Annotated in this window: 12 protein-coding genes; 4 read left to right on the plus strand and 8 right to left on the minus strand. The window is 68.1% G+C overall.

Features of this window, described 5'->3' with window-relative positions; all coding sequences use genetic code 11:
* Positions 1-97: 97 nt before the first annotated feature.
* The 4 genes from catC to MVF96_RS20350 all read right to left on the minus strand — a co-directional run bounded on the left by catC (position 98) and on the right by MVF96_RS20350 (position 3,375).
* The gene (catC, locus tag MVF96_RS20335) at positions 98-379 is read right to left on the minus strand and encodes a muconolactone Delta-isomerase (protein WP_068972006.1); all 282 of its coding nucleotides are present in this window, start codon (positions 377-379) and stop codon (positions 98-100) included.
* Positions 379-1,245: a catechol 1,2-dioxygenase gene (catA, locus tag MVF96_RS20340; RefSeq protein ID WP_078112730.1), complete on the minus strand. Its 867-nt coding sequence runs from the start codon at positions 1,243-1,245 to the stop codon at positions 379-381. Before catA ends, catC begins: the two co-directional genes overlap by 1 nt.
* 61 nt (positions 1,246-1,306) lie before the next feature.
* Positions 1,307-2,410, minus strand: coding sequence for a mandelate racemase/muconate lactonizing enzyme family protein (locus tag MVF96_RS20345; protein WP_247450249.1), 1,104 nt, complete (start codon positions 2,408-2,410; stop codon positions 1,307-1,309).
* Positions 2,407-3,375 (minus strand): LysR family transcriptional regulator, encoded by a 969-nt coding sequence (locus tag MVF96_RS20350; RefSeq protein WP_065632613.1) that lies wholly within the window; start codon positions 3,373-3,375, stop codon positions 2,407-2,409. Before MVF96_RS20350 ends, MVF96_RS20345 begins: the two co-directional genes overlap by 4 nt.
* A gap of 220 nt (positions 3,376-3,595) precedes the next feature.
* Here MVF96_RS20350 and benA point away from each other — a divergent pair, with 220 nt between their 5' ends.
* From benA to MVF96_RS20370, 4 genes are read left to right on the plus strand one after another with little or no spacing between them, the layout of a single operon-like run.
* Positions 3,596-4,990 (plus strand): benzoate 1,2-dioxygenase large subunit, encoded by a 1,395-nt coding sequence (gene benA, locus MVF96_RS20355; RefSeq protein ID WP_247450251.1) that lies wholly within the window; start codon positions 3,596-3,598, stop codon positions 4,988-4,990.
* 36 nt (positions 4,991-5,026) lie between these two features.
* A complete protein-coding gene (benB, locus tag MVF96_RS20360) occupies positions 5,027-5,584 on the plus strand; it encodes a benzoate 1,2-dioxygenase small subunit (RefSeq protein WP_272498599.1) in 558 nt (185 codons plus the stop codon).
* Positions 5,585-5,593: 9 nt separating this feature from the next.
* A complete protein-coding gene (gene benC, locus MVF96_RS20365; protein WP_247450252.1) occupies positions 5,594-8,419 on the plus strand; it encodes a benzoate 1,2-dioxygenase electron transfer component BenC in 2,826 nt (941 codons plus the stop codon).
* Positions 8,420-8,440: 21 nt separating this feature from the next.
* Positions 8,441-11,173 carry a LuxR family transcriptional regulator gene (locus tag MVF96_RS20370; protein ID WP_165629561.1) on the plus strand — a complete coding sequence of 911 codons (2,733 nt, stop codon included), beginning with the start codon at positions 8,441-8,443 and terminating at the stop codon, positions 11,171-11,173.
* A 52-nt stretch (positions 11,174-11,225) separates the two neighbouring features.
* On the opposite strand, the gene MVF96_RS20375 is transcribed toward MVF96_RS20370, so the two are convergent.
* The 4 genes from MVF96_RS20375 to MVF96_RS20390 are packed head-to-tail and all read right to left on the minus strand — an operon-like array spanning position 11,226 to position 14,728.
* Positions 11,226-11,885 carry a 3-oxoacid CoA-transferase subunit B gene (locus MVF96_RS20375; RefSeq protein ID WP_137809448.1) on the minus strand — a complete coding sequence of 220 codons (660 nt, stop codon included), beginning with the start codon at positions 11,883-11,885 and terminating at the stop codon, positions 11,226-11,228.
* A gap of 10 nt (positions 11,886-11,895) precedes the next feature.
* Positions 11,896-12,729 (minus strand): CoA transferase subunit A, encoded by an 834-nt coding sequence (locus MVF96_RS20380; protein ID WP_065632570.1) that lies wholly within the window; start codon positions 12,727-12,729, stop codon positions 11,896-11,898.
* A complete protein-coding gene (gene pcaD, locus MVF96_RS20385; protein WP_137809449.1) occupies positions 12,726-13,493 on the minus strand; it encodes a 3-oxoadipate enol-lactonase in 768 nt (255 codons plus the stop codon). The genes MVF96_RS20380 and pcaD overlap by 4 nt, the downstream gene beginning before the upstream one ends.
* Positions 13,490-14,728, minus strand: coding sequence for an acetyl-CoA C-acetyltransferase (locus MVF96_RS20390; RefSeq protein ID WP_065632568.1), 1,239 nt, complete (start codon positions 14,726-14,728; stop codon positions 13,490-13,492). The genes pcaD and MVF96_RS20390 overlap by 4 nt, the downstream gene beginning before the upstream one ends.
* Positions 14,729-14,800: the final 72 nt, after the last annotated feature.

Genomic DNA, 14,800 nt, shown 5'->3' on the forward strand with positions numbered 1-14,800 from the left:
CTTCGAGGCTCGCTTCGCTCGCACCTCAGGGAGCAGATGGGTGGGCTCGCTCGCACCTCAAGGAGCAGGATGGGGCTCGCTCTCGAGGAGCAGCGGCTCAGCCGTTGATATCGGAAGGATGGGTCGCCAGTGGGGTGACCTTGATCCGCATGTACTGGAACAGCGGCAGACCTGACAGCAGGGTGTGCAGTTCGTCGTTCGACTCGACGTCGAAGATCGAGTAGTTGGAGTACTCCCCGACGATCCGCCAGATGTGCGGCCACTTGCCGGCGCGTTGTAGATCCTGCGAGTACGCCTTCTCCCGGGCGACCGTGTCGGCCCGGACGTCGGGGTCGAGGTCGTCGGGGATGGACACGTCCATCCGCACGTGGAACAGCACTACTTCGCCGGATCCAGCACGAAGTCGTAGGAGATGGTGAAGCCGCCCTTGCCGTCGTCCTTCGGGTCCAGCACCAGTTCGGGCTTGACGGCGCTGGCGACGTCGTCATCGTTGTGCGGGTCGCCCGGGAAGTACAGCTGTGCGGTCAGCTGCTCGTGGCCCGGTGCCGAGACCTTGAGGTGCAGGTGCGCGGGACGCCACGGATGCCAACCGGCCGCGGAGATCATCTTCCCGCACGAGCCATCGGTCGGGATCATGTACGGCGCGGGCCGGATGGTGGTGATCTCGAAGCGGCCCTCGTCATCGGCGGTGAAGGTGCCGCGCAGATTCCACTCCGGAATTCCCGGCGCGAACTGCGAGTAGAAGCCGTCGTCGTCGGCGTGCCAGAGTTCGACAGTGGCGCCGGCGAGGGGGGTGCCGTCGCACGACCGGACCTGGCCGGTCCACACCAACGGATCGCCGGGCTCGTTGTCCCGCATGGGCAGAGTGCCCTTGGCGCCGAGTTCCGGAGCGTCCGGGACGTAGTACGGGCCTTCGATGCTGCCCTTGTTGCCCTGACGATGCGAGGTCGCGACGTCCTCGACGACGTGCTCCACCCAGACGTCGAGGAACAGCGGCCACTCGCCGTCCTCACCGACGTTGATGAGCCACGCCTTGAGCGCGTTGTACTCGTCGTAGGTCACCTTGTGCTTCCGGATCACCTCGTGCACGCCCGCGAGGACCTCGTTGATGAGGGCCGAGACACGTTCCGGCGCAGTGTCCTTCACTGCCTCGAACGGAGACTTGTCCGCGTGGAACCGCTCGGTGGCGGAGGCGCCGGACGCCGCGGCGGTGGCGACTTCCTGGGGATGCTCGGTGGTGGTCATGTTCTTCTCCTTGCTACTGGGTTCGTGGGGCTGCCACGAGACGTGTTGTGGGCGTGCGGGTCTAGTTGTCGGTGCGATAGCGGTCGAGCTTGTCCGGATCGATCTCGAAACCGATGCCCGGCGCGGTCGAACGGTGCAGGTGGCCATCGCGGATCTGCAACGGCTCGGTCAGCAGGTCGTCGCTCATGTCCAGGAAGTTCGACAGCTCACCCGCGTAGCGCGAGGTCAGCTCGAAGGCGCTGCCGAAGGCGAGCGTGCACGCCGTCCCGATCTGTCCGTCGATCTGGTTGCCCATGACGACCGGGACGCCCAACCCCTCGGCGAGGTGATGCGTGCGGCGTGAGGTGGTGAAACCCGACCGCGCGGTCTTGATGCTGACGGCGGTCGCCGACCGGCCGAGGATCTCGCGGGTGACGTCGGCTGGCGTGGGCACCGATTCGTCGGCGATGAACGGCACCGGCAGCTGTTCGACCAGCCACCGGCGACCGAGCACATCGGCTGCGTCGCAGAGCTCTTCGGCGAACAGCAGATCGAGGTCGGCCATCTCCCGCATGGCTCGCGCCGACTCGGCTGCGGTCCAGCCCCGATTGCCGTCGACGTAGAGTTCGACGTCGCTGCCGAACCGCTCGCGGAGCGCGCGGACGACCGCGGTGTCGAGGGATGCCGGGTGACGTCCGACCTTCACCTTGAAGGTGCGGATCCCGTAGGTGTCGACCATCTTCTCGGCTTCGGCGACCATCGCGGCCGGCTCTGCGAAACCGAGCATGTGACTGACGCGCATCCGGTCGGTGTAGCCGCCGAGCATGTCGCCGACCGGGAGTCCCAGCACCTTGCCCAGCGCATCCCAGATCGCCATGTCCACAGCGGATTTCGCGGCCGGGTTGCCGACCGTGCGAGCCATCCGGCCGGCGACCACCTCACGCTCGAGCAAGGTCAGGCCGACGACCGCGGGCGCGAAGATGCCCTCGATCACGGCGATGATGCCGTCCTGGGTCTCGCCGTAGGTGAACGGGCGGGGCGGCGCCTCGGCGACGCCGACCACGCCGGCGTCGGTGTGCACCCGGACCAGCACGTGGGTCGCGGCGTGCACCTCGCCGGAGGCGAACCTCAGCGGCTTCACGTACGGGATGGCGAACGGAATCGCCTCCACAGCGGTGATTTTCACGGTTTCTCTCCAGATCGAGCACCCAGTCGGGTCCTCACGGAACGGTGGTCGGCAAGCTGGGTGTCGCGCGACTGTGCGGCGGCGGAATCGGCGAAGGCAGCGGCGATGACGTCGGCGACCGCGGTGACGACCGGGTCGTCGGAACCCGATCGCCAGGCGAGTGCCACCTCGACGGTGTCGGCATCGACGAGGTCGCGCACCACCAAACCGTCGAGCGGAAGTGACCGCACCGAGGCCGGGAGCAGGGCGACCCCCAGCCCGGCGGCGACCAGGGCCAGCAGCACCGCGGTACCCGGCGCCTGGTGCGCCCGGTGGGGAACGAAACCCGCTGCGCGACATGTCCGTATCGCGGCGTCGTTGACGGCCGAGTCCCGGCTGTCGTACAGCACGAACGGCTCGTGGCGGAGGTCGGCGACGGAGACCACGGGCTCGGCGGCCAGTCGGTGATCGACCGACACCGCGAGAACCATCGGCTCGACATCGATGACCGTCGTGTCGATGTGCTCCCCGATCGCCGGCGGGCGCAGGATCCCGAGGTCGAGGGTGCCGGCGCGCAGGGCGTCGCACTGGCCCGGCGTGAGCATGTCGGACTGGATACGAAGATCCACATCGGGCAACTCCCGCTTGACGACCCGCGCGATGCGCGGCAGATGGGAGAACGCGGCGATACCGGTGATACCGACCCGGACGAGGCCGCTGCGGCCGGCGGCGATCCGACGCACGCCGTCCACGGCTTCGTCCACGCCGGCGAGAATTCGCTCGGCCTGGGCCCTGAGGTACTGCCCGGCCGGGGTGAGCGACACCTGACGGGTGGTCCGCGTGAACAGGGTGACGTCGAGCTCGGCCTCGAGCTGGCGGATTGCGTACGACAGCGCGGGCTGTGCCACGTGCAACGACTCCGCTGCCTGCCCGAAATGACAGGTGTCGGCCACGGCGGCGAAGTACCGCAAGTGCCGTAGCTCCATGACCCGCCTCGTCTCGTACTGATCGACACCGCGGTTGTGACCGCGGACACGTCTCACGGTAGAGCGTCGATCCATACATGACAAAGACACAAATTGCGGCAATTGATTGACACCATTGATCAATAGGCTGCTTGGCCAGGACTGGCAATTACCCGGGTGTGATCGCCACCACGTGCTGCCACAGTGCAGAGAGCAGCCCACTTCCTGGAGGTTTACGACCATGACCGCGTCCGTATCGGAACACTTGAATCATGTGAACTCGGTCCTCGACGACGCGGTCGTCGACGACCGAGACGCCGGTGTCTACCGCGCCAACCGGCGGATCTTCACCGATGAGGACATCTTCGAGTTGGAGATGAAGCACATCTTCGAGGGCAACTGGATCTATCTCGCACACGAGAGCCAGGTTCCCGAACCTGGCGACTACTTCACCACCTACATCGGCCGGCAGCCCGTCGTCATCACCCGCGACAAGAACGGCGAGTTGCACTGCCTGATCAACGCCTGCGCGCACCGCGGCGCGATGATCTGCCGGCGCAAGACCGACAACCGGATGACCCTGACCTGCCCGTTCCACGGTTGGACGTTCCGCAACGACGGGACCCTTCTGAAGGTCAAGGATCCCGATGGGGCCGGTTACCCCGACACCTTCGACGTCGACGGCTCGCACAACCTGACCAAGGTCGCCCGCTTCGACAGTTACCGCGGCTTCCTGTTCGGCAGCCTCAACGAGGACGTCGCCTCGCTAGGGGAGCATCTCGGCGACACCCGACTGATCATCGACATGCTGGTCGACCAGTCGCCGGACGGCCTCGAGGTGCTCCGCGGCGCGTCGACCTACACCTACGACGGCAACTGGAAGGTGCAGGCGGAGAACGGCGCCGACGGCTACCACGTGACCGCAACCCACTGGAACTACGCGGCCACCACGTCTCGTCGCAGTACCGGGGAGTCGACGAACGACACCAAGGCACTCGACGCCGGCGGGTGGGGAAAGTCCGGCGGCGGCTATTGGTCCTACCCCAACGGTCATCTGTGCCTGTGGACCTGGGCGGCCAATCCACAGGACCTTCCGCTGTGGGATTCGATGGAGCAGCTCAAGGAGATCCACGGCGACGCCAAGGGCGAGTTCATGGTGAAGGGTTCGCGCAATCTATGCCTGTACCCGAATGTCTATCTGATGGACCAGTTCTCGACGCAGATCCGCCACTTCCGTCCGATCGCGCCGGACAAGACCGAGGTCACCATCTACTGCATCGCACCCAAGGGTGAAAGCGACTCCGCGCGGGCTCACCGTATCCGCCAGTACGAGGACTTCTTCAACGCGTCCGGGATGGCGACTCCCGACGACCTCGAGGAGTTCCGGTCGTGCCAGCTCACGTTCCGGGCGCAGGCCGCGCCGTGGAACGACATGAGCCGCGGTGCCGAGCACTGGCTCACCGGTCCCGATCCCGTCGCCGAATCGCTGGGCATGACCGGGGTCATCTCGGCCGGCGTCAAGAACGAGGACGAGGGGCTCTACCCGGTCCAGCACGGTTACTGGCTCGAGCGGATGCGCGCAGCTGCCGCGAAGGAAGAGGCGGCGGCCGAACAAGCAGCGGCCCCAGCCCAGTAGACCGCCGCCCAGCCCACCGCCCTGAAGGAGAGCACCATGACCATCGCTGAGACCAATTCCGCCGCTGTCGATCCCGCCGGGTCGGGCATATCCACCGGCGGAAAGCTCATCACCCAGAACATGATCGAGCAGTTCCTGTACCGCGAGGCCCGCTACCTCGACGACCGCGAATTCGAGAAGTGGCTCGACTGCTACGCCGACGACGTCGTGTACTGGATGCCGGCCTGGGACGACCGTGATCGTCTCACCGAGAACCCGCACCGCGAGATCTCGCTGATCTACTACGGCAACAAGGGCGGCCTCGAGGACCGGGTCTTCCGCATCCGCACCGAGCGGTCGTCGGCGACCTCACTGCCCGAACCCCGGACGAGCCACAACATCGGCAACGTCGAGGTCATCGAACGGCGCGGTGATCTCGTCGACGTCCGGTTCAACTGGCACACCATGTATTTCCGGTACAACACGGTCGACCCGTACTACGGGACCTCCTTCTACACGATCGACTTCTCCGGCGAGCAGCCGTTGATCCGGCGCAAGACGATAGTGCTGAAGAACGACTACATCCACCACGTGGTGGACATCTACCACTTCTAGGACCCGTCCATGACTGTCACCACCGACAACGGCGTCGGCGCCGACCTGCGAACCCCCGACGGCGAGGCCACCATCCATCAGGTGGCGCTGTCCTTCGAAGACGGTGTCACGCGGTTCATCTCGTGCCGCGAGGACCAGACCGTCGCCGACGCCTCCTACCGTCAGCGGATCAACATCCCGCTGGACTGCCGCGACGGGGCCTGTGGAACGTGTAAGTCGTTCTGCGAGTCCGGCGATTTCGACGGCGGGGTGTACATCGAGGACGCGCTCTCCGATGACGAGTCCGCCGCGGGCTATGCGCTCCCCTGTTGCATGAAACCCAAGTCCGATCTCGTGCTGCAGATCCCGGCGACCTCCGATGTCGCCAAGACCCAGGCGTCCCGATTCACCGGCACAATCGTCGAACTCGATCGACTCTCGGACTCGACCATGCGTCTCGAGATCCGGATCGAGAACCGCGGGGAGCTGGCGTTCCTGCCCGGACAGTACGTCAACATCGAGATCCCCGGCAGCGACGACGGCGAGGGCACCCCGGTGTCCCGGTCGTACTCGTTTGCCAACGGCTCGCACGAGGACCGTCTCGTCTTCCTCATCAAGCTGAGTCCCGGCGGCGCGATGTCGACCTACCTGACCGACCGCGCCGCGCGCGGCGAGGAGATCGCGTTCACCGGTCCGCACGGATCGTTCTTCCTGCGCGAGGCCACCCGCCCCGTGCTGCTGCTCGCCGGCGGCACCGGCCTCGCGCCGATCTTGTCGATGTTGCGGAAGCTGCACGCCGACAACAGCCGTCGCAAGGTCCACCTCATCTACGGGGTGTCCACCGACACCGATCTGGTCGCCCTCGACGAGATCGAGTTCTTCGCCGAGCAGCTGCCCGGTCTGACGTGGGACCACTGTGTCTCGGACCCGGCGAGTTCCGCGGTCAACAAGGGCTACGTGATGAGCCTGATCGAGCCGGCCCATCTCTACGACGGGGATGTCGCGATCTACCTGTGCGGTCCGCCGCCGATGGTGGAGTCGGTCCGCAAGCACGTCGCCCAGGCCGGCATCGCGCCGACGGGCTTCTACTACGAGAAGTTCGCGCTCGCGGCGCGTCCGGAGGCCGGTGCCGAGACCGGCACGGTCCAGAAGACCGAGGCGCTCAGCGACGAAGCCGCCCCGGTGGCGACGCCGGAGGCGAGACCGGCGCCCGCGCCGGACGCCGACGACCCGATCATCGTGGCGTCCGACGCCCGGTCGATCGCCGGTCAGCAGACCCTCCCGGCCGCCGATCTCGCATCGTGGTCGGGCACCCGGCCGGTCGTTGCCGCCGACGACTCGCTGACCCGCATCGCAGGACAGCCGTTGTGGCACAGCGAATCCGATGACCGCGGACTGGACTCCGATGCGGGGTTGCTGCGACCGACGGCGTCGCATCCGGCGGGTCCGGCACGGTCGATCGCCGGGCAGGAGGTGTTCGCGCCGTCGAGCCTGGAACCGCTACACGAAGCGGTTCCCGCGGTGGCAACCGAAACGCCCACCGTCGGGGACACCGTCGCGGGACCGGCAGTCGTCGGTTCGCAGGGCTACCAGATCGGCGAGGAGCATCCGGCGATCCACGAGTCGGACGCCCTGTTCGAGGCCCGGGCCGCCCTGGAACTGGGCGCCCTCGAGCTGACGTTCGGGCGCTTGTCCACGCAACAGCTGGCCGGTTACCGTCTGCTCGCCGACGCCACGGTGCCGTACGTGGACGGTGATCGCTTCGTCGATGCCGCGGAGTACACCGAGACCAACGCCGCGTTCCACGACTACCTCTTCGCGCAGACCGGTAACGATCACCTGCTCGAGGCCTACAAGGCGCTCGGCGTCAAGGGCCGCATGAGTGAAGTGCTACGGAACGCGACCTGGTGTCACCCGTTGTGCGCGCAGGACCACATCGACATCGTCTCGGCGTTCGAGGCCGGGGACCACGACGCGGCACGAGCACTGATCACCGCGCATGCCGACCGGTCGAAGCAGACCATGCGCCGAGCGATGGCCGACGAATCGGTTTCGCGTCGATCGCGTTTCGTCACCCCGGGCCGGTTCGCCGGCAAGGTCGTCGTCATCACCGGTGCCGCACAGGGGATCGGCGAGCAGACCGCCCGGCGAATCAGCGCCGAGGGCGGCAGGGTCGTCCTCGCCGACCGGTCGAAACTGGTCGCCGAGGTGTCCCGCGATCTCGACGCGAACGGTCCCGGCGCGGCAGCCGCCATCGCCGACCTGGAGGGTTTCGGCGGCGCCGAGTCGGTGATCCGGCAGGCGTTGTCCACGTACGGTCGGGTGGATGTGCTGATCAACAACGTGGGCGGCGCCATCAACTTCAAACCGTTTGTCGAGTTCACCGAGGAGCAGATTCGGGCCGAGATCGACCGGTCGCTGATGACGACGCTGTACGCGTGCCGGGCGGTCCTGCCGTCGATGACACGCGCCGGGGGCGGGGTGATCGTCAACGTCTCCTCGGCGGCGACGCGAGGCATTCACCGGATCCCGTACTCGGCGGCGAAGGGGGCGGTGAACGCGTTGACCGCGTCACTGGCGATGGAGTACGCCGACGACGGCATCCGAGTGGTCGCCACGGCGCCGGGAGGCACCGAGGCACCGCCGCGTCGGATCTCACGCGGTACACCGGAGCCGCGCAACGAGATCGAGTCACAGTGGTATCAGGCCCACATCGACCAGACGATCGCGTCGTCGTCGATGCACCGGTACGGCACCCTCGACGAGCAGGCGGCCGCCATCTGCTTTCTCGCTTCCGACGAGGCGTCGTACATCACCGGGACCGTGCTGCCCGTCGCCGGCGGCGATCAGGGTTGAGCTGCTGACTAGTATGGACCGATGATGGTCACCGGCGGGTGCGTCGGCCGCGACCGCGAGATCGAATTGCTCTTCTCGCGGCTCGACGCCGTGTCGGAGTCGGGCTTTCTGGCCGTCACGGGAAGTCCCGGAATCGGCAAGTCGACGCTGCTGAGGCACCTGGTCCGGCGGCGACTGTCTGCTCCGACAACCGGTTCCACGTTGTGGGCCGCGGTCTCACCGTGGCGAGCGCACACGCCCGGCGCACTCATCCGGCAGCTGGTACAGGACCGGCCCGACGCCACACCCGCGACAGCTGCCGACCCGACCCCGGACGACCTGCTCGACGCACTACTCGCAGCGGTCACCACTCCTGCGGAGTCATCGACCGAGGTGCCCGGCGACACCGCCGGACTCATCGCCGTCGACGACGCCGACCTCGCCGACGAGGAGTCACTGCAGGCGTTGGTCTCACTCACCCGAGAACACCGGGATCGCCGAATCCTGGTCGTCCTCACCATGTCTCGGCCGGGTACCCGGCTCGTCGGCAACGCACTCGACGAGCTACGACTCGACGGCCTGGACCCAACGGGTACTGCCGACCTCGCCGCGCAGCGCGGCATCGTGCTGCACCCGGCGATGCGGGAGGAACTGGCCCGGCACACCGGCGGGAATCCCCGCGACATCGTGGCCCTGCTCGACGAGGTCCCGCCAGGCACCTGGTCCCGCACCGGCATGGGACTGCCCGCGCCGGCCCACGTCGTCGCGATGGTGCGGAAACGATTGCCGGACAACGACACCTCGGCTCGCGCGCTCATCGAAGCGCTCGCGATCCTCGACCCCGCCGAGCCTCTCGCCACTGCAGTCGCACTCGCCGGGATCACCGACCCCCTCGGCGCCATCGACGACGCGCGCGCAACCGGTCTGGTGACGGACGACAGGGCATTGACACCCGCGGAGGCGCAACCGCGTCTCGCCGGGCCCCTGGTGCGGGCCGCCGTCCTCGAGGTCCTCGGCATGAAGACCGTGGGCGACGCCCACCGTCGGGCCGCGGACCTCGTCGACGACCCTGCCCGACAGCTCCATCACCGCGTCGCTGCCACCTCGACGGTCGACGCCGCCCTCGCCGACGCCCTCACCGACCTGGCACGCGCCCGCGGCGCCGACGGTGCGTGGGCCGAGGCCGCCGGGCTGTACGGGCAGGCGGGCCGGCTCACCCCCGACCCGTTGCAGCGCGACACACGGGTGACGCTCGCGGTCGATTCACTTCTCGCCGCGGGCGACTGCACCGGTGCCGGCGCCCTCGTACCGACCGTGGAAAGCCTGCGCGAGACACCGCTGCGCAATGCGACCCTGGCGTACCTCGCCATCCTGCGGGGCCGGTCGGCGGAGGCACAGCTGCGTCTCGACCGGGCGTGGGCGATCGTCAACGTCGAGCGGGAACCCGATGTCGCCGCCCTGATCGCGCAACGTTTCGTCCTGCACAACCTGGTCCGATGCCAGGGCACCGAGTTGGTGGACTGGGCCGATCGCGCGGACGCGATGGCCGACGCCGGATCGGCCGCCCGAGTGGAGGCCGCCGTCATCCGTGGACTCGGACTGGCCTGGTCGGGACACCCGGATGCCGCACGCGCCGAGTACCAGACGGTGTCGGAACGGGTTCGATACGGCGCGCAGGCGCAGCGTGCGATCATGGGTCGCGGTTGGCTCGAACTCGGCCTCGACGAGATCGACGCTGCGCGTACCGATCTCGAAACCGCCGTGTCGATGGCGCAGCTCGGTGGCTCCACCCGGATCACGTTGTGGGCGCTGGCCTGGCTCGCCCGGGTCCAGTTCCTCACCGGCGACTGGGACGATGCGCTGCGCGGCGTCGAGGCCGGCCGCGCGCTCGCCCGCAACAGCGGCATCGCGCTCACCACGCCCCTGCTCAACTGGACTGCGAGCCAGATTGATTCGCTGCGCGGGAACTGGGAGGACGCGCATGGAAGTATCGCACAGAGCAGCACCTCCATCGGCGACTACGAGATCATGCGGATACCGGACCTGCTGGCCCGGGCCCAACTGGCGGAGGCCGCAGCCGACTACGGCAAGGTCCGGCGGATACTGACGCCGCTCGTCGCGATAGCCGAGTCCGTCCCGGCCCTGTCCGAGCCGGGCCTGTGGCCGTGGGTCGACGTCCTCGCCAACGCACTGGTCCTCGAGGGACGGCACGAGGCCGCCGACGATCTGCTGCGACGCTACGAGATCCGGTCCGCCGAGCGGGGCCACCGGTCGTCGGCAGCCCGGATGAAGTACGCACGCGGCCGCCACCTCGGCGCAACCGGTGACATCCACGGAGCACGGCGCACCTTCGAGGAGGGCATCGAACTCCTCGACGGTCTCGGCCTGCGCTACGACCAGGCGCGGGTGAACTTCGCCTACGGCCAGACGTTGCGACGTGCGGGCAAGCGCCGGGCCGCCGACGCCGTCATCGGGACCGCCCGCGACCTGTATCTGTCGCTCGGCGCGACCACCTACGTCGAACGCTGTGAACGCGAACTGAAGGCCGGCGGTCTCGCGACGTCGCGTGGTGAGAACCACACCGCCACAAAGGGTGCCGCCGAACTCACGTCGCAGGAGGAGGCAGTGACCGCCCTTGTCGCGCGCGGCCTGTCGAACCGGGAGGTGGCGGCCGAGCTCTACATCTCACCGAAGACGGTGCAGTACCACCTGACCCGGATCTACGCGAAGCTCGGTGTGCGGTCCCGCGCCGAACTCGCAGCCACCCGCCGGTGACGTCGACCGTGCGTCAGACTCCGTCGACCGTGCGTGTGTACCTGCAGGCGATCTATGCTCCGGCCGTCGCGTAGGCGGCGGTGCGGTCGGTGACCGGCGCACCGGTCCGGTCCTCGATCATCCCCAGGTCCACGCCCGGGGCGAACTCGACGACGTCGAATCCCGTTCCGGCGATGTCGAACACACCGAGGTCGGTGATCACGCGACTCACCACGCCGCGGCCGGTCAGCGGGAGCGCGCAGCCCTCGAGCAGCTTGGGCTCACCCTTCTTGGTGACGTGATCCATGAGCACGATGACCCGGCCGGCGCCGTTGACGAGGTCCATGGCGCCACCGATGCCCTTGACGAGGGCACCCGGCACCATCCAGTTGGCCAGGTCGCCGTTCATCGCGACTTGCATGCCGCCGAGGACCGCGACGTCGACGTGGCCGCCGCGGATCATCGCGAAGCTCGTGGCCGAATCGAAGTACGACGCCCCGGGCAGGACCGACACGGTCTGCTTGCCGGCGTTGATGAGGTCGGGGTCGACCTCGTCGTCGTAGGGAAACGGTCCGACCCCGAGGATGCCGTTCTCGGCGTGCAGGTGGACGCCGGAGTTGTCGGGCATGAGGTCCGGAATCATGGTGGGCAGACCGATTCCCAGGTTGACGTAGTCACCGGGGGTGAGTTCGCGGGCGGCCCGGGCGGCCATCTCGGTACGGGTCCAGGTCATGTCGGCACTCCTAGGCTGACGGCGATGCGGTGGGACGTTCACGGACGGTGCGCTTCTCGATCCCCTTGCGCGCGACCTGTTCCGGCGCGAGTTCGACGATCCGCTGCACGAAGATGCCGGGCAGATGGATCTCGTCGGGTCCGAGCTCGCCGACCTCGACCACCTTCTCCGCCTCGACGATGGTGATGCGCCCGGCCATCGCCGCCGGCGGATTGAAATTGCGTGCGGCAGCATGAAATCGGCAGTTGCCATCCGTGTCGACGACGGCGGCCCGGATGAGTGCGTAGTCGGTGACGATCGACTCCTCGAGGACCATCTCCCGACCGTGAAAGGTCCGAACCTCCTTGGGCGGGGACGCCTCCGCGATGGTGCCGTCGGAGTGGTAGCGCCAGGGCAGTCCGCCTTCGGCGACAAGCGTGCCGACACCGGTGGGGGTGAAGAACGCCCCGATCCCGCTTCCGCCGGCGCGCATGCGTTCGGCGAGGGTGCCCTGAGGGGTGAGTTCGACGGTGACCTCGCCGGACAGGAACTGGCGGCCGAACTCCTTGTTCTCACCGATGTAGGACGCGACGACCCGATCGATGCGCCGGGCCTCCAGCAGCAGACCCAGACCCGCACCGTCGGCTCCGCAGTTGTTGGAGACGATGGTCAGGTTCGCCGCCCCCTGCTCGAGGAGCGCGTCGATCAGGAAGCCGGGGATGCCGGCCAGCCCGAAGCCGCCGACCGCGATGCTCGCACCGTCGGGGATGTCGGCGACCGCCTCGGCGGCCGACGCCGCGAGTTTGGTCGGGCCGCCGGGACGGTCGACGACCGTCGTCGTGGCCGCACTGTCGCGAGTGCTCATTGCTGCTCCAGGTGTTCGATGAGTGCGGGAGTGATGGTGTCGACTTGTTCCGCGTTGGCCAGGTGGGCCGAGTCCGGGACCACCAGCAGGCGGCCGTTCGGCACGGCATCGACGATGACGCGCAACAGATCCGGCGGTGTCGCCGGGTCATCGGCACCGGCGATCGCCAGTGTGGGCGCGATGATCGACGACAGGTCGGATCGCTGATCCATGGCGGAGATCGCCTCGCAGCAGGCCGCGTATCCCTCGGCAGGAGTGGCGGCGACCATGGCCTCGAACTGCTGTCGGGCTTCGGTGTTCGCGGCGAGGTAGCCAGGAGTGAACCACCGCTGGACCACGGCCGCGGCGACCGCCGAGGTGCCGTCGGCGCGCACGAGTGCGGCACGGTCCGTCCAGCCCTGCGCCGGTGGCAGATACGCCGCCGTGCACAGCAGGGCCAGCCGATCCACTCGTTCGGGATTGCGTGCGGCGACGCGCATCATGGTCATCCCGCCGAGCGACAGCCCGACGAGGTGTGCTCGTTCGATGTCGAAGCGGTCCAGCAGCGCGATGACGTCATCGGCCAACTCATCGATCGAGTACGGCCCCGGTGGCACCGGCGAATCGCCGTGCCCCCGGGTGTCATAGCGCACCACGCGGAATCGCTCTTCGAGCGCGGCGACCTGCGAATCCCACATCCGATGCGTCGAACCCAGCGAGTTGGACAGTACGACCGCCGGTCCGTCGGGACGTCCGGTGACGACGGCGTGCACCTGCGCGCTCATCGGGTCGCCTCGAAGATAGCGGCGAGTCCCTGTCCGCCGCCGATGCACATCGTCTCCAGGACGAATCGGGCGTCACGCCGGCGCGCTTCGTAGGCCGCGGTGGCGAGGATGCGGGCGCCGGTGGCTCCGATGGGATGACCCAGCGAGATCCCGGACCCGTTGGGGTTCAGTCGTTCATCGGTCGGGTCGACCTTCCACTCCGCCAGGCAGGCGAGCACCTGGGCAGCGAAGGCTTCGTTGAGTTCGATGAGGTCGATCTCGTCGAGCGTGAGGTCGGCGCGGTCGAGGGCGGCGGCGGTGGCCCCGACCGGGCCGATGCCCATGACCTCGGGCTCGCAACCGGTGACGGCCCACGAACGCAGGGCGAGAAGGGGTTCCAGTCCGCGGCGCTCCGCCTCGGCGCGTGTGGTGACCACAGCCATGGCCGCACCGTCGTTCTGGCCCGAGGCGTTTCCGGCCGTGACCGTCGACTCGCCGTCGATCTTGAGCCTGATGGGACGCAGCGCTGCAAGCGATTCCGCAGTAGCGTCCGCTCGCGGGTGCTCATCGCGGTCGACGACGGTGTCGGGACGGCCACGTCGGCCCGGGATGGTGACGGGCACCAACTCGTCGGTGAAGCGGCCGCTGTCGTGCGCCGCGATCGCCCGTTCGTGGGATCGGGCCGCGAACTCGTCCTGCTCGGTCCGCGAGATGCCGTACCGCGCACGGAGATTCTCGGCGGTCTCGATCATCCCGCCCGGTACCGGGTGTGACTCGCCGCCCGCGGTCAGACGCCCGCGGTCGAGGCGATCGCGGAGTTCCACGCCACCCTGCTTGATCCCCGACCGAAGACCCAGCGCGTAGTGCTCGACGGTCGACATCGACTCGGCGCCACCGGCGACGACGAGGCGCGCACCGCCGGTCGCGACCATCGACGCCCCGGTCAGGATCGCCTGTAACCCGGAACCGCAGCGACGGTCGATCTGCATTCCGGGTACGCCGACTCCGAGACCGGCGTCCAGAGCCGCGATGCGACCGAGCGCCGGCGACTCACCGTTGGCATAGCCCTGCCCGAGGATCACGTCGTCGACATCACCCTCCTCGAGTCCGGTGCGCCGGACGAGTTCGCGAAGGAGGTCGGTGGCCAGTCGGGTGACGGGCACGGTCGACAGCGCCCCACCCATGCGCCCGACCGGGGTACGCAGTGGCGAACAGACAACGATGTCGGTACCCGCGTCCGTGGTGAGAGATGCCATGAGTCCACCCTAGGAAGCAACAGCGATATGCAGAAGTATCCATATCCCGGCATTTGATATGGAGCAGATATC

Source organism: Gordonia hongkongensis, from assembly GCF_023078355.1.
GTDB classification, from domain to species: Bacteria; Actinomycetota; Actinomycetes; order Mycobacteriales; family Mycobacteriaceae; genus Gordonia; species Gordonia hongkongensis.